The following is a 20,449-nucleotide window of genomic DNA, read 5'->3' on the forward strand; positions in this document are numbered from 1 at the left end:
CCGCAGGGCTGCGGGCGTTGCACATTGTCAGGCGTCCGGGCTGGCTGCCCGAAAGCCATGGTCCGGCGGCGTCGCCTCAGTTCTTGCCGCAGGCCGCCGCCGACCACAGGCCCTTGTCGTCCTGCTTCCAGCTGCCGCAGGCCGGCGTGAACTGGTACTCGTGCTGGGCATCGCGCAGGATCAGCGGCGCCGTGCCCTTGCCGGCGCCGGCAGCGGGCTGGCCAACAACGAACTCCACGCCACCGATGCCGGGCGCAATGGTCACGAAGGACAGCGTGCCGTCCTCGGCCTTGCGCAGCGCCATCTCGCTGTTCCAGTGTTCGAAGGCGAAGTTCAGCTTGCCGCCCTGCTGGCGCACCTTGATCGGGCCAAGTTCTGGGCTGACGTAGTTCGGCTGCAGCAGCGACAGCGCGCCCTTGGGCACCGGCAGGGTCAGCAGTTCGCGGTTCTTCTTGGCCTCGGCGGCGCGGTTCTGCACCGCCAGACGCAGGCGCTCGTCGGCCTCGGGCTTGCCGTCGAACACCAGCTCCAGCAGCTTGCGCAGGAAGGGGCCGCGCAGCAGCACGCCGGCATCGGAGTTGGTCAGGATGGTGCCGCCAATGCCATAGTCGGGCAGCCAGAACATATTGCTGTGAAAGCCGATCATGTCGCCGCCGTGGTAGACGACGTTGATGCCCTCGTGGCGGTCCACCATCAGGCCCATGCCGTAGTGCACATCCTCACCGACCATGATCTGCGGCTGATAGCGCTGCAGCAGGTTCTTCTCGGAGATCAAGACCTGACCCTCGGGCGTGCGGCCCCGGCCCAGCTCCATCAACACATAGCGGCTGAAGTCATGCGGGCTGGTCCATACCGCGCCGGCCGGGCGCGCCGGCACCACGGTGTAGTTCAGATCCATGCTGGCGCGACGGGTCTTGCCTGACAGATCGTCGCCATGTGGTTCCGCATGGTTGCCGGCCAGCGCACGGGCAAAGTCAAAGGTGGTGCTGTTCATGCCCAGCGGCGCAAACAGCTTGTCGCGCATCAGGCGGTCATAGGCCACGCCCACGTCCTGGCCGGGCGCCAGCGCAGCCGCGGCGATATAGCCGCCGGCGGCCACCATCAGATTGCTGTACTGGAAGACCTCGCCGAACTGGCTGGTCGGCTTCATCAGGCTGAGCTGGTCGAAGGTGGTCGTGGCGGCGGCGCGGCCGTCGCCGAACAGCCACTCCAGATCCTGACGTGGCAGCCCCGTGCAGGCACAGACCAGATGCTTGATCTTGACCTGTTTGGTGACCTCGGGGTCGCCGAGCTTGAAGCCCGGGAAGGCCTGCACCGCCGGCTGCTCCCAGTCGAGCTTACCGGCGTCGACCGCATGGGCCAGCAGGGCCGTCGTCATCGCCTTGGTGTTGGAGGCCGCCATGAACAAGGTGTTGGCATCGACCGGCTCGGGCTTGCCCAGCGCCCGCACGCCCACCCCGCCTTCATAGACGACGCGGTTGCCATCGATCAGGCTGAAGCCCACGCCGGGCACATCCAGCGCCTTGGCACCATCGGCCAGGAATTTCTTCAGGGCGGCGATCCGCGTCGCGTCGAGCGGATGCGGCTTGCGGCCGGCGAAGCTCTCGCGCTGATAGCCCTTGGGGCGCAGGCTGGTCAGCATCTTGCCAATCGGCGAGCCGCGCTTCTCGAAGGTGGCCTCGCTGCCTTCCATCAAAATGGCCACCCAGGCCGTGCCGGCACGGCGCACCACCGCCTGCACGACGGCACGCTCATTGGGCGAGGTTTCGTAATCGAAGACCTTTTGCTCCTCCCAGCCATTGCGCGCCGGCCGCGGCGTGGCGATGCGCAGCGTGCGTTTGAAGTCCGGATGCGCGAGCGCCCAGCCCTTGGCCAGCGCTTCCTCGGCCGTCTTGGCCTCGACGTCGACGATGCTGATCGTGGTGTCGCCCTCCGGTGCCCTGGCCTGCACCATGGCGCCCTGGCTGCTGAAGCTGAAGCCGTCGGCCAGCGTAAAGGTGTGGCCGGCGGCGGTGCTGCGAGAGTCGGCAGTGGCGGCGGCAGCGGCCGGCGCGTCTGCGGCGAACACCGGCGCGCTCAGCGAGAGCGCGCCCATAAGCGCCAGACAAGTGGCTGCAATGCGCGTGTTGATATGGGCCATTGTTCGATGCTGCAAGGTCATTCCCCTTTGCGGCCGCCGTGGCGGCATGGATGGCTGGAGGGCCTGCGCCGGGCAATGCGCCAGCGCCGACGGCCGGGCCATCGTAGGCAAAAGCCGGACCTGGGTCAAAAGTCAAAACAGGGGACGGCCGCCCCTGCAAGCAGCCGCAGGCATGGCGATTCGCCCCGGCGCCCTGTCCCCCGCGAACCCAGCCTTCTTCAGAAGTTGACGTTTACGTAAACGTCAATCAAGCCCTAGAATCCGGCCACCTTTGCTGATAGAACCGGGGCTTGCCATGAGCACGCCCCCTCGGAGACTCGTCATGACCGATTTGTCCGCTGAATACAAGGCCCTGGCGGCCTACCGCCCCACCCACAAGGTGCGCTTCGTGACCGCCGCCAGCCTGTTCGACGGCCATGACGCCGCGATCAACATCATGCGCCGCATCCTGCAAAGCATGGGCGCCGAGGTCATCCACCTGGGCCACAACCGCTCGGTTGACGAGGTCGTCACCGCCGCGCTGCAGGAAGACGCCCAGGGCATTGCGATCAGCTCCTACCAGGGCGGCCACGTCGAGTACTTCAAGTACATGGTCGAGCTGCTGAAACAGCGCGGTGGCGAGCACATCCAGGTCTTTGGCGGCGGCGGCGGCGTCATCGTGCCGGCCGAGATCCGCGATCTGGCCACCCACGGCGTGCGCATCTTCAGCCCCGAAGACGGCCAGCGCATGGGCCTGCAAGGCATGATCGGCGAGATGGTGATGAAGGCCGACCAGGACTTCTCACCCCTCGCCCCCAAGAGCCTGGACGCCATCCAGGGCCACAGCGAAGCCGCCTGGCGCGCGCTGGCCCAGCTGATCACCGCGCTGGAAAACGACAAGGCCGACCCGGCCCTGCAAGCCAGCCTGAAGGACGCCGCCGCCGGCATCAAGACCCCGGTGCTGGGCATCACCGGCACCGGCGGCGCCGGCAAGTCCAGCCTCACCGATGAACTGATCCGCCGCCTGCGCCTGGACCAGGATGACGCGCTCCGCGTGGCCGTTATTTCCATCGACCCCTCGCGCCGCAAGAGCGGCGGCGCACTGCTGGGCGACCGCATCCGCATGAACGCGATCGGCCCCTGGCAGAAGCCGGCCCCCAATCCCCCCGAGGGGGCGCGTGTCGCCTCGGGGCGGCCCAGCGCCGACACGGGCTCACGCGTCTATATGCGCAGCCTGGCCACGCGCGACTTCGGCAGCGAAATCTCCGCCGCCCTGCCCGATGTGATCGCCGCGGCCAAGGTGGCCGGCTTTGATCTGGTCGTCGTCGAGACCTCGGGCATCGGCCAGGGCGATGCGGCCATCGTGCCGCATGTCGACGTGCCGATGTATGTGATGACGCCGGAGTTCGGCGCCGCCAGCCAGCTCGAGAAGATCGACATGCTCGACTTCGCCGAGTTCGTGGCCATCAACAAGTTCGACCGCAAGGGCTCGCTGGACGCGCTGCGCGACGTCGCCAAGCAGGTGCAGCGCAACCGCGAGGCCTTCACCGTGATGCCGGACCAGATGCCGGTGTTCGGCACCATGGCCAGCCGCTTCAATGACGACGGCGTCACCGCGCTCTACCAGGCCTTGAAGCCGCGCCTGGCCGAGCTGGGCCTGCGCCTGAACGACGGCCGCCTGCCGCTGGTGAACACCCGCCACAGCACGCATCAGACCCCCATCGTGCCGGCCGCACGCACCCGCTATCTGGCCGAGATCAGCGATACCGTGCGCGGCTACAAGAAGCGCGCCCGCAGCCAGGCCACGCTGGCCCGCGAGATCCAGCAGCTCTGGGGCAGCTCGCGGATGCTGCTCGAAGCCAATCCGGACAAGCAGAACGCCCGCGGCGCCGTCGAGGCGCTGGCCGCCGAGCGCGAGGCCCGCCAGGACGCCGACGCCCGCAAGCTGCTGCAGCAATGGCCCGATATGCAAAAGGCCTATGCCGGCGACGAATACGTGGTCAAGATCCGCGACAAGGAGATCCGCACCGCGCTGATCTCGACCAGCCTCTCGGGCACCAAGATCAAGAAGGTCGTGCTGCCGCACTACGAGTGCCATGGCGAACTGCTGAAATGGCTGATGCTGGAAAACGTACCCGGCAGCTTCCCCTACACCGCCGGCGTGTTCGCCTTCAAGCGTGAAGGTGAAGACCCGACCCGGATGTTCGCAGGCGAAGGCGATGCCTTCCGCACCAACCGCCGCTTCAAGCTGGTCAGCGAAGGCATGGAGGCCAAGCGCCTGTCCACCGCCTTTGACTCGGTCACGCTGTACGGCGCCGACCCGGCACCGCGGCCCGACATCTACGGCAAGGTCGGTAACTCCGGCGTCAGCATCGCGACGCTGGACGATATGAAGGTGCTCTACGACGGCTTCGACCTGTGCAACCCCAGCACCTCGGTGTCGATGACGATCAATGGGCCCGCGCCTTCGATCCTGGCGATGTTCATGAACACCGCCATCGACCAGAACCTGGCCAAGTTCCGCGCCGACAACGGCCGCGATCCGACCGCCGACGAGGCCGCCAAGATCAAGGACTGGGTACTGGCCAATGTGCGCGGCACCGTGCAGGCCGACATCCTGAAGGAAGACCAGGGCCAGAACACCTGCATCTTCTCGACCGAGTTCTCGCTGAAGGTGATGGGCGATATCGCCGAGTACTTCGTGCACCACAATGTGCGCAACTTCTACTCGGTGTCGATCTCCGGCTATCACATCGCCGAGGCCGGCGCGAACCCAATCTCGCAGCTGGCGCTGACGCTGTCCAACGGCTTCACCTTTGTGGAAGCTTATCTGGCGCGCGGCATGCACATCGACGACTTCGCGCCCAACCTGAGCTTCTTCTTCAGCAACGGCATGGACCCCGAGTACACCGTGCTCGGCCGCGTGGCCCGCCGCATCTGGGCCGTGGCCATGCGCGACAAGTACGGCGCCAACGAGCGCAGTCAGAAGCTGAAGTACCACATCCAGACCTCGGGCCGCAGCCTGCACGCGCAGGAAATCCAGTTCAACGACATCCGTACCACGCTGCAGGCGCTGATCGCGGTGTACGACAACTGCAACTCGCTGCACACCAATGCCTTCGATGAAGCCATCACCACGCCGACCGAGGAATCGGTGCGCCGCGCGATGGCCATCCAGCTGATCATCAACCGCGAGTGGGGCCTGGCCAAGAACGAGAACCCCAGCCAGGGCGCCTTCATCATCGAGGAGCTGACCGAGCTGGTCGAGGAAGCGGTGCTGGCCGAGTTCGAGAAGATCGCCGAACGCGGCGGCGTGCTCGGCGCGATGGAGACGGGCTTCCAGCGCAGCAAGATCCAGGAAGAGAGCATGCACTACGAGATGCTCAAGCACACCGGCGAGTACCCCATCATCGGCGTCAACACCTTCCGCAACCCGCATGGCGACACCGTGCCGGAAAGCATCGAGCTGGCCCGCTCTACCGACGAGGAAAAGCAATCCCAGCTGCGCCGCCTGGCCGACTTCCACAGCCGCCATGCCAGCGAAGCACCGGCCCTGCTGCAACGCCTGCAGGAGGCCGTGATTGCCAACAAGAACGTCTTCGAAGTGCTGATGGACGCGGTGCGCGTCTGCTCGCTGGGCCAGATCACGGCGGCGCTGTTCGAGGTCGGCGGGCAGTACCGGCGCAGCATGTAAGCGCCCGTTGGCGCTCACCGCCAAGGCCTGCGGCGCGCCAGACCTGGCGGGTCAACCCCGCCCGTCTGCGGCGGCCACGCCCGTCGCGGGCTGCGTCGCCTCGATCAGCACGAATGCCGCCCAGTGATGCGCTGGCTCGCCGCGCGCCATCGCCTGGCGCTGCGCGGCCTGCAGGGCTGCCGCCGCGTCAGTGCCGCCGCTGCGGGCGTAGCGGCTGTAGAAGTCCTGCATGAAGCGCGCGGTCGCTTGGTCATCGACGCGCCACAGGCTGGCCAGCAGCTGGCGAGCGCCACGGCTCAGCAGGCTGGCCGCCAGGCCGTCCACCTCACGGCCGCTGCCCTCGCTATCGGCCACCGCGGTCTCACAGGCCGAGAGTGTGATCAGCTGGGTCCGCCCCCAGGCCAGCTCTCGAATCCGCGCCAGCTGCAGCTTGGAGCCATCGCCAAGCAGCAGCCAGGAGCGGTGGATCTGCCCGGGTCGAAGCACGAAATGGGTGCCGATGTGCAGCAACTGATCGGCAGCGCCGTTCAAGGTCGCTTCGCGCAAGGCGGCCTCGGTGAAATGCGCGTTCAATCTGGCCTCGCCGGGCCATGGACCGCGCCCTTGCGCGCTCGCGCCGCAGCGTCGCCAGCCTTCCGGGTCCAAGCCGAGCACTGGACCGGCAACAATGCCGCACAACTCGTCGGCCACGGCGGGAAGCGCAGGCAGTCCAGCCAGGGCCTGAGTCACGCCAAAGCCGGCCAGGGCTGGCCTGCGCTTGTCCGCGCCTCGCGCGGGCCGCGGCTCGCCCGCGCCGGTGGACCCGGCCAGCACCAGCCGGTAGCTGGCGGCCAGGTAGTGGTGCCCATCGTGCAGCAGGCCAAAGGGCAGGTAGCGCAGCGGCCCGTCAAGCCAGAGCACGATGCGCCCTGCCCTTTCGGCCTGGGCCGCCTGCGCTACCGGGTGTCCGAGTTGCCGATACAACGCCTCGCCCCGCACTTGCACATCTGCCCGTGCCTGCGTCGCATCGCGCAGGCTGGCAATCTGCTCGGCCAGCGCCTGCATGCTCATCGGCACCTGCACCACGCGGCTGTGGCGGCGTCCCAGCAGCACGATGCTGAGCTGTCGCTCGCCCGCCAGAAGATAGGCGTGAAGCGTGCCGTCGGGCGGGCGCAGGCGTGGCTTCGCCGGCTGGGCGCCGTCCCGCGACTCAAGGCTGCGTCCCAGTTCGTTCAGCAGCGCCAGACGTGCTTCCCGCAGCGCCGCCTCGCCCTGTTGCAGCTGCAGCAGCCGCTCTTTTTCGGCGTCAGTGATTCGCTGACCCGAGGCGAGCTGGTTGAGTCGGCGCAGCTCGGCCTCGCTGGTGCTGCCTTCGAGCTGCGCCAGCAAACGCCGCAGCACGACACGCTCGCGCTCGGTGAAGCTCAGCTCGAGCTCGCCCGCACTCGCACGTTCGGTGAACTGGGCTTGCTCATATTGCTTGAGCAGTCGCATCACTTCCAGCGCATCGCCAATGCGCCCCAAGGCCAGCAGCCATTGCGAGACCTGGCGGTACCAGCCGCTCTTGTCCGACAGATAGCGTGCATCAGCCGCGCTACCCAGGGGCTGCAAGGCGACACGCTGCGATTGCAGCCGCGCCAGCGCCAACTTGCCGAAGAACACCGCCTCCTGCAAACGCCCGGCGGCCGCATGGGCCGAGGCCACGGCGGCGAATCCCTGCCATTGCAGCCGGGGCTGCCCGGCACCATAGGAAGCCGCCACGGCGCGATGCGCCCGGTCCAGCGCCAGCTGGGCATGACCATCAGCGAGTGCCCGACGCGACAGAGACAGCTGCACCAGGGCCTCGGCTTCCGGCATGCCAAGTGCCGCGCTGCCACCGGCTGATGCACCCACCGCCAGCAACTGCTCCAGCTGGGCGCAGGGCTCACGACTCAACTCGCACTGCTGCGCCAGCACGATCAGCCGCTGCGGATGCTGGACCGGCAGACTGGCCCCGAGCGCGGCATCCGCCGCCTGCAGGGCCGTCAACGCCGCGCCAAGGTCGCCGCGTCGCTGGGCCAGCACCGCCTGCAAGGACGCCAACCGTGCACGCTCCTCAGGCGACATCGGCCGCGGCTCGGCAGCTGTCTGTTGCAGCACGGCGGCGGCCTCGTCGAGATCGCCGATCTCCAGCATCGCGCGCGCATAGGCCAGGCGCACGGCCTGCAGCGTGTCGGCTTCCGCCGCCCCTGAACCCGTTTTGAGCAGTTCGAGGGCCTGCCGCAGATCCGCCGCGCCGCCCGCCAGATCACCGAGCGCCAGCCTGGCCTCGGCCAAGCGGCGCCAGGGTCGCGCACCTCGCGGGCTGCGGGCCTCGGGCCGGCTGGCCATCAGCCGCTGCGCCTCGCTCGCCTCATCCCTGGCCTCCGCCGCGCGACCACGCAGCAGCAGCAAGGTCGACAGGCTTTCATGCAGCGAAGAAAGATGGCCGAAGAAGTCGATGCCTTCGCCACGACGCGCGCCCGCTGCCTGCTCGATCGCCTCACGATAGCCGGCCTCGGCCTCGTCATAACGCGCCAACTGCGTGAACAGGACGCCACGGTTCTGCAAGGCGTTCACGAGGGTGACCTGGTCATTTTCCACATGCTGGCGCCGCCACGCGATCTCGCGTTCAACCTCCTGCAGCGCATCGGCATAGCGAGATTGCCGGCGCGCCAGCACGGCCAGCCCACCCATGGCCGCGGCGGCTTCCGCAGCCAGGGAATCCGGTGCCTGCAGCGCCTCGCCCAGGGTGCGCCGCAGCACCGCTTCAGCCTCGGCAAAACGGCGCATGCCTGAGAGCAGCGAACCGTGGTTGATCTGGGCACGCAGGCGATCCCCAGGGGTGGCCCCCTCCCCGGCCAGATTCAAGGCCTCGAGGCCGCGCTCGGACCACTCCAGTGCCCGCTCCGTCTGTCCGCGCTGGACATGAATGAAGGACAGCAGCGCCGCCACCGAGCCGGCCTGCGCCGCCTGAGTGGTTCCGGCCCTGCTGGTGTCGCTGTAGACACCTTCCAGCAGCGTTTGCGCTTGTGCCGAGCGCCCCAGCCACAAGAGCGCCGCGCCAACTTGCGACGCCCAGTCGAGCTGCATCGCGGCATTGCTTGCGTCGTCTAGCGCGACACGTCGCCAGCCCCTGCACGCCCCTTCCAGGGCAAAGGGATCTGCCTTGCCCTGCGCTTGGCGTAGACGCTCCTTGAGCGCGTCGAGATCGCTGCCCGGCGCCAGAGCCTCAGCGAAGGGGCTGCAGGCCTCCATCACGCCCGCTTGCCAGGCGGATGGGGCAGCGGCTGCGGCCGGCGCCACCGGCAACACGAGCAACGCGACGATCATGGAGGCGCTCAGCCTCAGGCCCGCGCCGGCGCCACGCCCTCGCGCCGCACGCAACATCGCCGCCGGCCTCAAGGTGCTGAGGCCGGCGTGCTGCCGGCGGCCAGTCTGAACTCGATCTGCAGGCTGACACCGGCCGGACTGCGTACACCCGCAGCCTCCAGCGCGGCCGATTGTGTCGCGCTCAGGTCTGCAGGCAGGTCGACATCCAGGCCTGGCCGCCCGAGTCGCACATAGGGATGCACCTTGAAGCCCGCCGTCAACAGAGCCTGCAGCACTTCTTGCTGCCGCTGAAGCGGGTCGGCCACGTCCAGGGTCTGCAGCGTGGCACCGCGCAGCTGCGCTGCCTCATCGGAGGCTGAAGGTGTGAACAATGCCGGTGAGACCATGAACATGGCCACCGATGCGGCCAGGGCCAGGCCCAGCCCCCATGAGCCCCAGGGGGTGGAGCGGCGCCGTGGCGCGGGTCTGAGCACGTGCAGCGCGCCCGTCTCGGGCTGTTCCATGGCGGGCGCACCCACGCTGTCAGGCAGCACGCCTTCACGCCGCGCGCGCGCCAGCAAGCGCGCAATGCGCGCTTGCGCTTCCGCCGGGCCGCCCGGTGGCGCGTCACTGCGATAGCTGAGCATGGCCGCCCGCAGCCAGGCCGCCTCATTCCTGACGGAGTTGCGGGCGCCCGGCGCCGGGCGGCCGGCCATCAGATCGAACCAGGCCTGGTCGTCGGCACCCTCGTCGGGGCCAGACTGGCCCGCGTCCGGATGATCTGATTCCGTCATCGCCCTCTCCTTTCGCGGCCAGCCTGACCGTCATCCGGCTCGCCCGCGGCGACCAGCGCGTGCCACTCGGCGAAATACGGCCGCGCCTTCTTGCGGCATTGCGAGATGAACTCGCGCGTGGCGCCGGGGCTGCGATCGAGCAGGCGCTCGATGTCGCTGTTGTCCAGGCCCTCATCAACCACCCAGCGCAGCACCGTGGCATGCAAGGGGCACTCGGCCGCAAAGCGCTCGAAGCAGCGCTTGAACACCTGCTCCAGCTGGTGCTCGGCGAGCTGCTGCTCAGGTCTTGCCACGGCGGAATCCGCCAGCTTGAGCACGGCAGCCTGGACCTCGGCGGTCAGCTCACCGCTGTCGTCGAGCAAGGGCGCTTGCGGGCGGCGCTTGTCCAGGGCGTCCAGCAGGGTATGGCGCACGATTTGATGAATCCAGGCGATCGGGTCGCCCACCCCACGGAAGCTGGCGCAGCGCTGCCACACCTTGATCATCGCCTCCTGCACCACGTCCTCGGCCTCCTGCCAGGAGCGCAGCGCGGCGGCGGCTTCCCGGTAAAAGCGGGCACCATGCTCGCGGTCGACGACACGCAGCCATGACTCGATCTGATGCCCACCGTCACGACAGGCTTTTGAAAACGCGTCGCCACTGAGATCCATGTCAATGAGTCTTGCTGTGATACGGGCGGGCCGATTCTGCGGTGCGGGCGGCCGACCTCACCATGCCGTTAACCCCAATCTGGCTTGCCCATCGCCCGCGCTGCCGCTCAAGCTGCCCCGCTGTTCCGGCGAGAGCGGCGCAGCGTTCCGACCGCGAGCAGGCCCAGCCCCAAAGCCAGGAAGGCGCCGCTGGCAGGCTCCGGCACGGCACTGACCCGCAGTGTGATGCTGGTGTCGCCATAGTCGATGCTGTACTGGCTGGGACTCAGGCCGTGCCAGCTGACTTGAGTGAAGCTGGAAGCGCCCAGCCGGTGGCCATAGGTCGCGATGGTGTAGCTGTCACCAGGCTGCAGCACGGTGCCGGGCGCGACCCACAGCGCCAGTTCGCCGTTCCAGCGCACGTCGTCGGTCACCACCAGGCTGTCTGAGCGGCCGCCGGCCAGATCGATGCGCAGCACGGCGGCGTCGCCCATGTCCAGATCGCCGTCGATCGTCAGCGTGCCCAGCAGCGAGGCCTGGCCGGGGTCCAGCGTGCCGTTGTTGGTCAAGGCATGGAAGCTGTCGAAGGTCTTGACCCGCCCGTTGCCACCGAGCCAGCCGGCATTGGCAAACTCCCAGCGATAGGTCTTGAGCAGGGCGCCAGCATCGAGTTCAACCTGTCCGGCATTGAAGAATCTGTCGTCCACAGAAAAGCTACCCGAGACGATGTGCAACAGGCCCTTGTTCTGAAAGCCGGGGGCATAGGTTTCGCCCAGCCCACCGCGCAGATAGCTGCCCTCGTTGACGACCCAGCCGGCGCCGCCCAAGGTCTTGTAACTGCTTGCCGAACCGGCACCTTCGTCCACGAAGCTGGCAGCCACGGCAATCCGCAGATGCGAGGCTGTATGCCCGCCCGAGCTGCTGGTTGCCGTGCTCAGCACGCCATCGCCAGCACTCCACCGACTGCTGCCCTGGAGATTGAGCGTCTGGTTCTCATGCACATGCTGCACACCCGCTCCGTTGAAGTGCGCAGCACCGGTGACGTTCAGGACGTTGCCGCCCCGCGCATCGTAGCCACCCAGGGTCCCGCAATTGAACACCAGCGAGCCGGTGCTCAGCTCAGCCACACCGGTTAGCAGGCCGCCATTGAGGGTGAGGGTATCGACGCGATGCTGGCCCTGCAGCTTCAGCGCCCCGGCATCGAGCTGCCAGGCGCCGCCGATCGCCACGGAGGAGGCCACCGACACATCCCCACCGAACTGCCGCACCAGACCCTTGTTGTCCAGGGTGCCAGCGGTGAAGCTGGTGTTATTGAGGAAGAGTGTCGAGCCGCTAGCCACCTCGATGCTGCCACTCGACCGGTTGGCGAAGTGGCTACCATCCAGGCTGAAGTCACCGCCAGCCACGCTCAGCGTCCCGGTGTTGTTGAAGCCGCTGGCGATCGTCAGGCCCAGGCCGCTGCGCAGGTAGCGCCCGCTGTTATTGACCTCGCCCCCGCCGAGCCGCTTGTAGCTCGCCGCTGAACTCGCCCCGGCGTCGGAGAAGGTCGTGCCTGCGCCGATGTTCAGTGCCGCACTGGCGTAGCGCTGATCGCCCTGCCAGTAGGCGGGATCGACGGACAGGCGCCCGTCGCCTCGGGTCCAGCTCGCGTCAGCCGCCAGGTTGATGACATGGCTGAAGGCGATGTCCTGAACAAAGGCACCATTGAAGCTGGCACTGCCCGTGACGTTCATCAGCCCGCCGGCCTGGGCGTTGCTGCGCCCGAAGTAGCCGCTGCCGAAGTGCAGATCGGCGACCGTCAGCGTCGAGGTGGCCGCCAGGTTGCCGCCGTTCATGTAGAGCTGCGCCAGGCTGCGTGGGTCACGCACCAGCACCGCGCCGGTGCCGGTGTTGTTCGGGATGCTGGCGCTGTCCTGACTGCCTGGCACGCCGAGCAGGCTCCACCGGCTTGAGTCATCCCAGAAGCCGGTACCGCCTTGCCAGACATAGTTCAGCGCCAGGGCCTGGTCTGGCAAGGCCGTGAGCGCGGCAACGAGGCCACTCATGGCGAGCAGCAGACCGGCCCGGCGAGGGTGCCGGGGCGCGAAGCGAGTCAGGGGGCGAAACCTTGGAATCATGTTCATCGTCCTGGTGCTGGCCGCCACCATCGGGGAGACAGGCCCTGGTGGCGGCGAAATGTTGCGGGCTTTAGAAGACAGTTGCTTGAAAGCCAGGTGTTCGTCGCTCGCGCAGCGCACAGGTGATGGCCAAAGAGCGACGGCAAACAAGCGGCAAACGATCAATGGCGACCAGGCTCAGCCGGTCGGTCCCTGAGCAAAGATCTCGACACGACGGTTTTGCTGGCGGCCGACCTCGTCCTGATTGCTGGCGCGGGGCATGGTGTCGCCACGGCCTTCTGTCGTCACCTTCAGCCTGTCAAAGCCCTGGCTCACCATCAGACTCTGCACGGCCTGCGCCCGCTTCTCCGACAACAGCTGGTTCGCCTTGGCCTGCCCGACGCTGTCGGTATGGCCGACGACGCGGATGCTGACGTCGCAATATTTCTTCAGCGTCTGCGTCACGCTGGCCAGCGTCGACTGGAAGGCGGGGCTCAGGCTGTACTGGCCGGAGGCGAACATCAAGGAACCCGGCACGCGCAGCCTGACCGAACCGTCCGGCTGCTCGTCGATGTCGATCTCGTTCTTGAAGGCGGAGCCGGCCAAGGCACCGACCAGGGCGCCCCCCAGCACACCGTTGACCACATTGCGATCGCTGCGCTCACCCACACTGGCGCCGATGATGCCGCCCAGAATCCCGCCCACCGTGCCGCCCACGGCCACCTTCTGATTGTTGGAAAGCGTCGGCAGCCGCTCACAGCGCGGGCCCGCAGCGACGCCGGAAGCTGACGATGGCGTTGGCGTTGGCGTCGGGTCAGCGCTGGCGGTCTGCCGCGTAGGTTGAGTGCCACAGCCCAGCAGTTGCAGGGCCAGCAGTGCCGCGCCAGCGCGGCTCAAGAAACTCGGGGCAATCATGATGAATCTCCTGTCTATCGTTGAAAGGGAACTCACTTGAAGCTCACGCCCCACAGGCTGATGACACCGCGGCTGTCGCCGTTGGGCATGCCGGGGCCGGGCAGCACGTCGTAGGCATTGAGACTCAGGTAGGCACCGATGCCGTTTGGTGCCAGCAGCAGCTCGCCCTTGGGCAGAGCGGGCAGCCCGAGCAGAAAGCCTTCGCCCTGACCCTCAGTGCTGTAGCCGTGCACCGACTCCTGCCGCGCGGCATCGAAGCTGAGCCAGCGGCCGGCGCTGCCCTGGGTGGTCTGCAGAGCCAGGAAGTCACCATTGCGCGCCAGCTTGAATACCGGCGCGCCGGCGCAGCTGCCGACGGGCAGCGGCGTCTCCGCACCCCACACGCCGCCATGGCGACGCATCTGCGAGCAACGTCCCCAGGCATAGAGGTGGAAGTCGCCGCTGTCGGACAGGGCCGCCGCATAGGCACTCGCGCTGGCAAACGGTGCCAAGCCCAGATCGGTGAGGCTCCAGTTGCCACCGGCCTGATCCAGGCTGGCCACATAGGTGCTCGGGCGGCTGCCATTGTCCTGACTCCAGAGCAGCGCGAACTGGCCGAGCGCATTGCCGTAGGCCTTGACATCAGGCACATTGCCGCCGCGCAGGTCGATCACCTCGCGGGCGCCCAGCCCGTCTCGCACATGGCCGCGGTAGGCGACCACGTCATAGCTCTGCACCAGCCCCTGCTTGCCGATGCCGCTGACCAGAAAGCCACCGGTGTTGGCCAGGGTGAGCGCACGCGGGATGAAGATATCGGTGACATCCGCCACCGCGAAGGCACGGCGCGTGAAGCTCGCCTGACCTGCGGCGCGCCAGATCACACCGAGTGTGGAGGCGTCCAACTCTCCCTTGGCATCACGCGTCCAGGTGTTGGCCAAGCCGGCGATGTCTCCTGCGTCGTTGATCGAGGCCTCGAACATCGGCATGGGCATGTCGGCCACCACGACGGGCGCCTCCCAGACGCCGCTCGACTGCAGAAAGCGAGCCACCACCCAGTAGTTGCACTTGCCCGAGCTTGAATAGCTGTTGGCCGTGCAAGGCGCCACGACGGGCCAGCCTGCCAGCGCATTGCCGGCCGGTGACACGGACAGGTTCACGCCGGTCTTCCAGTCGAAAGGCCAGTCCTTGTCGAGGATGACCGGGCTGCTGACACTTGCCGGAGCGCCGGCCGCGCCAGGCACGCTGCGCACGGCCTGCAGGGCGATGCGAGCACCATCCTGCTTGGCAAACACGCTGATGACGCGGCCCTGATCGTCAATGCCAGCAGCCATCACGCCGGGCATCAGCCCGTCGCCGGTTTCCAGCAATTGCCCTTTGGTCCAGGCGCGTCCCGAAAGCGCACTTTGCGGCGCCACCACCGTCAATCGCGCCGCACGGCTGCTGACCGTGCCCTGGCTGTTGCTGATCTGCACGCGATACTGGCGACCGTTGTCTGCGGCGCCGACCACCAGGCTGTAGCTGGCCTGGGTTGCGCCATTGATGTTGGCGTAGCTGGCTCCACCGTCGGTACTGAGCTGCCACTGATAGGCCGGGCTGGGCGAGCCGCTGGCCAGCACCGTCCAGCTGGCGGTCTGACCCGCAGCCAGGCTGAGATCCTGCGGCTGTTGCGAGATGCTGACCGGCTGGGCCGCCGGCGTCACGCTCAGCAGCACGGCCTCGCTGGCCACGCTGCCCGAGGCATTGCGCGCCAGCACCCGGTACAAGGTGCCCGAGTCGGCGGCGGTCGTGGCTGCGATCGTGAAGCTGGCGTTGACCGCCCCCGCCACATCGTCCCAGCTGGCGCCCTTGTCAGTGCTGCGCTGCCATTGGTAGCTGGGCGCCGGCGAGCCCAGCGCCTGAGCGCTGAAGCTGGCGCTGGCCGGTGCCGTGACACTGAGTGCCACGGGCTGCGTGGCAAAGCTGGGGATGGCTGGCGCCGCCATGACGGTCAGGGCGACGGCCACGCTGGTGACCTTGCCCAGGCTGTTGCCGACCACCACACGGTACAAGGTGCCGCTTTGGGACAGACTGGCCGCGCTCACTTGCAGCTGGGCCGAGGTCGCGCCGGCCAGGTCTTGCCAGCTCTGCCCGTCGGCGCTGCTCTGCCATTGGTATGCCAGCGTCGACCCGGTTGCTGTCACCGTCAGGCTGGCATTGCCGCCGACACTCAGCTGCACCGGCGCGGGTTGAACAGTGATGGCCGCAGGTAGCAGGGCGCTGGTGACGCTCAGGCTGGCCGCCGAGCTCGTGATGCTGCCGCCCTTGGTGCTGATCACCACGCGAAACTTGCTGCTGTGGTCGGCCAGGCTGACGGCCTTGAGCACCAGGCTGGCACCCGTGCCCTGGTCGACGTCGAGCCAAGTGCCGCCGCCGTCCGTGCTGCGCTGCCACTGATACTTCAGCTCGCTACCCTGCACCTCGGCCGTGAAGCGCGCTTCGTTCCCCACCGTCGTCTGCACATCGAGCGGCTGGCTGAGGAAGCTGGGCGCGACCTCGATCGGCGCGCTGCTCTCGCCGCCGCCACAGGCAACCAACAGGCAAAGACTCCCGGATGCAAGCAATGCGCGCCACTGCGCGCGGGCAGGTCTTGTGGTCAACATCGTCATTTGATTTCCCTAACGAAAAGAAGAAACGTCTGAATGGGAGAGGCAGGCGCAGCAATCCGCGGCGGGCAATGCCTAGCGCATGCCCAGCCGTCACGGCGGGGCTTTCACGGGCATCTCACGGGTGTTGCGGGTCTACGCTGCGCACTGCTGTGCACTGAACTGCGCGGAGTTTGTCCGTGGAAGGGCGCGGTGTGCTTACCCGTCCTGGTAGGTGGACGCTAAGAAATCGCTCCGCAGCCGCCACATGGGCATGGGCATGGGCATGGGCATGGGCGTGGCGACGCTGCGCTGAACCAGCGATACCAGCCCAACCGTGTTTCTCTGCCCGGTCCTCTGCAAGATGCGCTTGATGTGCGTCTGCACCGTGTGTTGCGGCACGCCCAGGCCTCGGGCATTGCCTGCAGCGGCCCGCCCTGGCGGCATCATGGTGCTCTGTGCCGTCGCCCGATCTATGTCTTCGCGAAACATCTGCCCCCCTTTGCTGGCGTGGAGCGCCCTGCCCCGCTATGGATGGCAGGCCGCGACGTCCACACAGGCAAGACGGCGATGGCGACGATTTGTCAGGGTGTTTTTGTGGCCGGACTGCTTTTTTTTCCTGCGCCGCTGCGCATGGCGGTCGCAACCGCCCGCGCTCAGGGCACCACAGCGAGGAACAGGAAGACCGCGAATACCACCAGGTGAACCGCGCCATGCAACACCGTGGCGCGGCCGCCGCCCAGCGTCAACGCGCCGACGACGAAGCTGAGCACCAGCAGCACCATATTGGTCGGCGTCAGGCCCAGCAGCAGCGGCTGGGGCAGGAATAGCGACAGCGTGGCCACGGCAGGAATGGTCAGGCCGATGCTGGCCAGACCCGAGCCGAGCGCGAGATTGATGCTGGTCTGCAGCCGGTTGTGCAGGGCGGCCCGCACGGCGGCCAGCGTCTCGGGCAGCAGCACCAAGAGCGCCACGATCACGCCCACCAAGGAGATCGGCGCGCCGGCCGCGCGCACCTGCGCCTCGATGCTGGGCGCCAGCAGCTTGGCCAACCCAACCACACCGATCAGGCACAGAAGCAGCAACGCGAGGCTGATCCAGGCCACCGCGGTCGACGGCGGCTGCGCATGGCCTTCGATGCGGGCATCGTCGCCTGCCGGCGGCGGCAGGAAGTAATCGCGATGGCGCACCGCCTGCACGAACACAAAGGCACCGTAAAGCACCAGGGACACGATGCCGGCAAAGACCAGCTGCGCGCGCGAGAAGGTCGGCCCCGGGCTGCTGGTCGTGAAGGTGGGCAACACCAGCGTGAGCGTGGCCAGCGCGGCCAGCACCGCCAGGGTCGGGCTCGTGCCCTCGACCCGAAACACCAGCTCACGATGGCGCCAGCCCCCGGCCAGGATGCACAGACCCAGCACGCCGTTGCAGACGATCATGATGGCCGAGAACACCGTGTCGCGCGCCAGACCCGCTGCCGCCTCGCCGCCGGCCAGCATCAGCGACACGATCAGCGCCACCTCGATCACCGTCACCGCCACCGCCAGCACCAAGGAGCCATAGGGTTCACCGACACGGTGGGCGACCACCTCGGCGTGGTGCACCGCCGCCAGCACGGCCGCGATCAGCAGGGTGGCCACCAGCAGCAATAGCGGCCCGCCCAAGGGCTTGTCCGCCAGCGCCAGCAAGGCCAGCAGCGCCGCCACGGGGCCCAGCAGGCTCCACGGCGGCAGGGCCGCGGGCAGACGAGAAAACAACTGGATCAACTTGGCGCTCATGGCCCGCAGCATAGCGGCGCCAGCGCAACAGTCCGCCCGGTCTATTCGAACTGAATGATGGCCTCGATCTCGACGGCGAAGCCGCGCGGCAGTGAACCCACGCCGATCGCCGAACGGGCATGCTCACCACGCTCACCCAGCACTTGCACCAGCAGCTCCGAGCAAGCGTCGACCACCTCGGTGTGCTGGCAGAAATCTGGCGTCGCATTGACCATGCCGAAGACCTTGACGACCTGACGCACGCGTTCCAGATCGCCCAGCGCCTGCCGCGTCACGGCCAGCAGGTACAGTGCAAGCTCGCGTGCATGGCCCCGCGCCGTTTCAACGCTGACTTCTGCTCCAACCTTGGGCACGGCGCCGCCCACTTCGCGCAGCGGCGCCCCTTTACCCGACAGATACAGCAGATCGCCGGCAATCGTAAAAGGCTTGAACTGGCCGCGCGGGGCAGCGACATCTGGCAGCGACAGGCCCAGCGCCTGCAGTCTGGATTCGATGGTGTGGCTCATTGCTGAATGGGCTGTGGACGAGGGGCGCTTGGTTCGATGCGAGCGCGGCCGGAAAGGGCCGGCGTTACCATCCTAAATCCATTCTGACGCGTCCCGACCGCGCCGCTCAGGCCTTGATCGCACGGTTGTAGGCAAGAAACACCTCGTCTCTCACCCAACCGAGGGATTCGTACAGCGACTGCGCCCGCAGGTTGTCGCGTGCCGTGGTCAGGTCCATCCGCGCCTTGCCCTCGCGCCGCGCCAACTGCTCGGCAGCCTTCAGCAAGGCCGTGCCGGCGCCCGAGCGGCGCTGCGCCGGCAGCACGTACAAGTCATACAAGGCGTAGATAGGCCGCGCCTCGACCGAACAGAACGTCGGGTAGAGCTGACAAAAACCCAGCGCCTGCTGCGCTTCTGACTCGGCCAGCAGGATCACCGACTCGCCCCTGCTCATCCGCTCAGCGAGGAATCGATGCGCAAGCGGCAGATCGGCCGGCTGCTCGTAGAACCGCCGGTATTGGTCGAAGAGCTCGGCAAGCGCCGGCAGGTCGGCGGCAATAGCGGTGCGAATGGCAATGGACATAGGAAAGCAAAGTCTGGACAAATCAAAAGCGCCTGAACCCAGGCGGGCGGGAAAAGCAGCGCCGAGCTCAGTCCTTGCCGAGCTTGTACGTCGGATTGCGGATGAGGAATTCCGGCGCTACGCAATCAGGGATGGGTGCCAGGTTGCCGGCAGCAAAGCTGCGCATCAGGCTGTCCATTTGCTCGGCCGCCCAGGAATGAATCAGCGTCCAGGCCGGTGCCGTCATCGCGGTGTCGAAGTCTTTGTCCTGCTCGCGCAAGGCATCAAAATCGATTGAGCCATCCGCCAGCGTGGCGGAGCGCAGCGGCGGCAACTTGCTCACCACGCCCTCAAGCTTGGGCAAGGGCCCATCGCAGCGCAGCAGGTAATGGTGATAGAGGAATTCGTAATCCATACCGAAGCGTCCGCGCTGCTCATCGTCCAGCTTCACGCCGATCATCTGCTGATAAGCGATCAGTTTGGCAGCCAACTGGCGCGACAGATGCCAGACAAAGGCATCCTCATACACCGGCGTGCGCAGTGTCTCGCCGCCGGCCCCGAAGGCGGAAACGCTGAGTGCCAGAATGGCAGAAAGAATGCCGATTCGACGGCGCATCGCGAGGCTCCAGGAGCACAAGTTTCGGGAAGCAACTGGATCTGAGGCAGCCCAGGCAGGGGGGGCGGATGATACAAGCGCTGCGGTAGCACAGCTTGTCCGCGCCCTTGCGCGCACGAGCCAAGCGCGCCACGGTCGTGGCCGGCAGTGAAGGAGCGCAGCCGAGAAGACTGCGACCACATCGCCGCCGACCTCAATGACCGTCCGCGCGAGCGACTTGGATTCAGAACTCCGAAGGTGGTCTTCTCTCAGTACCAGTGGTCTTGCACTTCAAAGTTGACTTCAAGCATAGCCCTGCAGCCTATCGCGCAGAACTACTCCGCGCCGACGCCTTCTCGTGTACTCGCGCTCCACAAACCGAGTGAAGGTTTTCATAGCCCCCATCTGGCTATGTCTAGCGCGGTCATTCCAGCTGCATCTGTTAGCTCAATATTTGCCCCAGCTCGAACCAGCAAGCGAAACATACGCTTTCGGCATTTCATCGCCGGGGTTTGCTCGTAAGGACTCAGAAGTTTGGCCATAGCACTGGGACGACACACATGCAGCGAGGACAACTGCCAGCAACTTCCGAGTGAATAGAGCCTTTGAGATAGTCATAGATTGCAACGGTTATGAGTAGGTCTAACGTTGTAGCTAACCGGCCAGCGACGGCAGGGCGCCGAAGGGCCAGAATGAAATGAGGCCCGAAGGCGGCATGCCGTTGCGGGTCCGGTTGAGCGAAGGGTTAGCCGTCGCAGCTTGGCAAACTAAGTGCAACACCTTCTCCAAAAGAGGTGGGGAGTGGCGACACTGTTCACACCTCATCCGGCAAGAAGGGGTTGTGAACATGGAATATCGCCAACTCACCCAAGACGA

Annotated in this window: 13 protein-coding genes; 2 read left to right on the forward strand and 11 right to left on the reverse strand. The window is 66.9% G+C overall.

Annotated features, from left to right (window positions below; all coding sequences use genetic code 11):
* Nucleotides 1-76: 76 nt before the first annotated feature.
* The gene (locus tag RQP53_RS16285; protein WP_315651716.1) at nucleotides 77-2,155 is read right to left on the reverse strand and encodes a serine hydrolase domain-containing protein; all 2,079 of its coding nucleotides are present in this window, start codon (nucleotides 2,153-2,155) and stop codon (nucleotides 77-79) included.
* Between the two features lie 307 nt (nucleotides 2,156-2,462).
* Here RQP53_RS16285 and icmF point away from each other — a divergent pair, with 307 nt between their 5' ends.
* Nucleotides 2,463-5,813, forward strand: a complete 3,351-nt coding sequence (gene icmF, locus RQP53_RS16290) for a fused isobutyryl-CoA mutase/GTPase IcmF (protein ID WP_315651717.1) — start codon at nucleotides 2,463-2,465, stop codon at nucleotides 5,811-5,813.
* A 51-nt stretch (nucleotides 5,814-5,864) separates the two neighbouring features.
* Here the strand turns inward: icmF and RQP53_RS16295 are convergent, their stop codons facing one another.
* The 4 genes from RQP53_RS16295 to RQP53_RS16310 form a co-directional block, all read right to left on the reverse strand.
* On the reverse strand, nucleotides 5,865-9,143 hold the full coding sequence (locus RQP53_RS16295; protein WP_315651718.1) for a CHAT domain-containing tetratricopeptide repeat protein: 3,279 nt from the start codon (nucleotides 9,141-9,143) through the stop codon (nucleotides 5,865-5,867).
* Nucleotides 9,144-9,211: 68 nt separating this feature from the next.
* On the reverse strand, nucleotides 9,212-9,916 hold the full coding sequence (locus tag RQP53_RS16300) for a hypothetical protein (protein WP_315651719.1): 705 nt from the start codon (nucleotides 9,914-9,916) through the stop codon (nucleotides 9,212-9,214).
* A complete protein-coding gene (locus RQP53_RS16305; protein ID WP_315651720.1) occupies nucleotides 9,913-10,566 on the reverse strand; it encodes an RNA polymerase sigma factor in 654 nt (217 codons plus the stop codon). The genes RQP53_RS16300 and RQP53_RS16305 overlap by 4 nt, the downstream gene beginning before the upstream one ends.
* A gap of 107 nt (nucleotides 10,567-10,673) precedes the next feature.
* Nucleotides 10,674-12,590: a PEP-CTERM sorting domain-containing protein gene (locus RQP53_RS16310; protein ID WP_315651721.1), complete on the reverse strand. Its 1,917-nt coding sequence runs from the start codon at nucleotides 12,588-12,590 to the stop codon at nucleotides 10,674-10,676.
* 70 nt (nucleotides 12,591-12,660) lie between these two features.
* Here RQP53_RS16310 and RQP53_RS16315 point away from each other — a divergent pair, with 70 nt between their 5' ends.
* Nucleotides 12,661-12,858, forward strand: a complete 198-nt coding sequence (locus RQP53_RS16315; protein ID WP_315651722.1) for a hypothetical protein — start codon at nucleotides 12,661-12,663, stop codon at nucleotides 12,856-12,858.
* On the opposite strand, the gene RQP53_RS16320 is transcribed toward RQP53_RS16315, so the two are convergent.
* The 6 genes from RQP53_RS16320 to RQP53_RS16345 form a co-directional block, all read right to left on the reverse strand.
* On the reverse strand, nucleotides 12,840-13,556 hold the full coding sequence (locus RQP53_RS16320) for an OmpA family protein (protein WP_315651723.1): 717 nt from the start codon (nucleotides 13,554-13,556) through the stop codon (nucleotides 12,840-12,842). The genes RQP53_RS16315 and RQP53_RS16320 overlap by 19 nt on opposite strands.
* 32 nt (nucleotides 13,557-13,588) lie before the next feature.
* Complete coding sequence (locus tag RQP53_RS16325; RefSeq protein ID WP_315651724.1) at nucleotides 13,589-16,180, reverse strand: DUF8696 domain-containing protein; 2,592 nt, start codon at nucleotides 16,178-16,180, stop codon at nucleotides 13,589-13,591.
* Between the two features lie 632 nt (nucleotides 16,181-16,812).
* Complete coding sequence (locus RQP53_RS16330) at nucleotides 16,813-17,931, reverse strand: calcium:cation antiporter (protein ID WP_315651725.1); 1,119 nt, start codon at nucleotides 17,929-17,931, stop codon at nucleotides 16,813-16,815.
* A gap of 41 nt (nucleotides 17,932-17,972) precedes the next feature.
* Entirely contained in the window at nucleotides 17,973-18,437 is a 465-nt protein-coding gene (locus RQP53_RS16335) for a RidA family protein (RefSeq protein WP_315651726.1), read from the reverse strand.
* A 106-nt stretch (nucleotides 18,438-18,543) separates the two neighbouring features.
* Complete coding sequence (locus RQP53_RS16340; RefSeq protein WP_315651727.1) at nucleotides 18,544-18,999, reverse strand: GNAT family N-acetyltransferase; 456 nt, start codon at nucleotides 18,997-18,999, stop codon at nucleotides 18,544-18,546.
* Between the two features lie 67 nt (nucleotides 19,000-19,066).
* Nucleotides 19,067-19,594, reverse strand: a complete 528-nt coding sequence (locus RQP53_RS16345; protein ID WP_315651728.1) for a hypothetical protein — start codon at nucleotides 19,592-19,594, stop codon at nucleotides 19,067-19,069.
* Nucleotides 19,595-20,449: the final 855 nt, after the last annotated feature.

Source organism: Roseateles aquae (assembly GCF_032337115.1).
GTDB lineage: Bacteria > Pseudomonadota > Gammaproteobacteria > Burkholderiales > Burkholderiaceae_C > Roseateles_C > Roseateles_C aquae.

Bases quoted from the DNA above. Each gene is read 5' to 3' on its own strand.
- RQP53_RS16300 (WP_315651719.1), bottom strand. From the start codon at position 9,916: ATGACGGAATCAGATCATCCGGACGCGGGCCAGTCTGGCCCCGACGAG.
- icmF (WP_315651717.1), top strand. From the start codon at position 2,463: ATGACCGATTTGTCCGCTGAATACAAGGCCCTGGCGGCCTACCGCCCC.
- RQP53_RS16310 (WP_315651721.1), bottom strand. From the start codon at position 12,590: ATGAGTGGCCTCGTTGCCGCGCTCACGGCCTTGCCAGACCAGGCCCTG.
- RQP53_RS16305 (WP_315651720.1), bottom strand. From the start codon at position 10,566: ATGGATCTCAGTGGCGACGCGTTTTCAAAAGCCTGTCGTGACGGTGGG.
- RQP53_RS16340 (WP_315651727.1), bottom strand. From the start codon at position 18,999: ATGTCCATTGCCATTCGCACCGCTATTGCCGCCGACCTGCCGGCGCTT.
- RQP53_RS16330 (WP_315651725.1), bottom strand. From the start codon at position 17,931: ATGAGCGCCAAGTTGATCCAGTTGTTTTCTCGTCTGCCCGCGGCCCTG.
- RQP53_RS16315 (WP_315651722.1), top strand. From the start codon at position 12,661: ATGTTCATCGTCCTGGTGCTGGCCGCCACCATCGGGGAGACAGGCCCT.
- RQP53_RS16320 (WP_315651723.1), bottom strand. From the start codon at position 13,556: ATGATTGCCCCGAGTTTCTTGAGCCGCGCTGGCGCGGCACTGCTGGCC.
- RQP53_RS16335 (WP_315651726.1), bottom strand. From the start codon at position 18,437: ATGAGCCACACCATCGAATCCAGACTGCAGGCGCTGGGCCTGTCGCTG.
- RQP53_RS16325 (WP_315651724.1), bottom strand. From the start codon at position 16,180: ATGACGATGTTGACCACAAGACCTGCCCGCGCGCAGTGGCGCGCATTG.
- RQP53_RS16295 (WP_315651718.1), bottom strand. From the start codon at position 9,143: ATGATCGTCGCGTTGCTCGTGTTGCCGGTGGCGCCGGCCGCAGCCGCT.
- RQP53_RS16345 (WP_315651728.1), bottom strand. From the start codon at position 19,594: ATGCGCCGTCGAATCGGCATTCTTTCTGCCATTCTGGCACTCAGCGTT.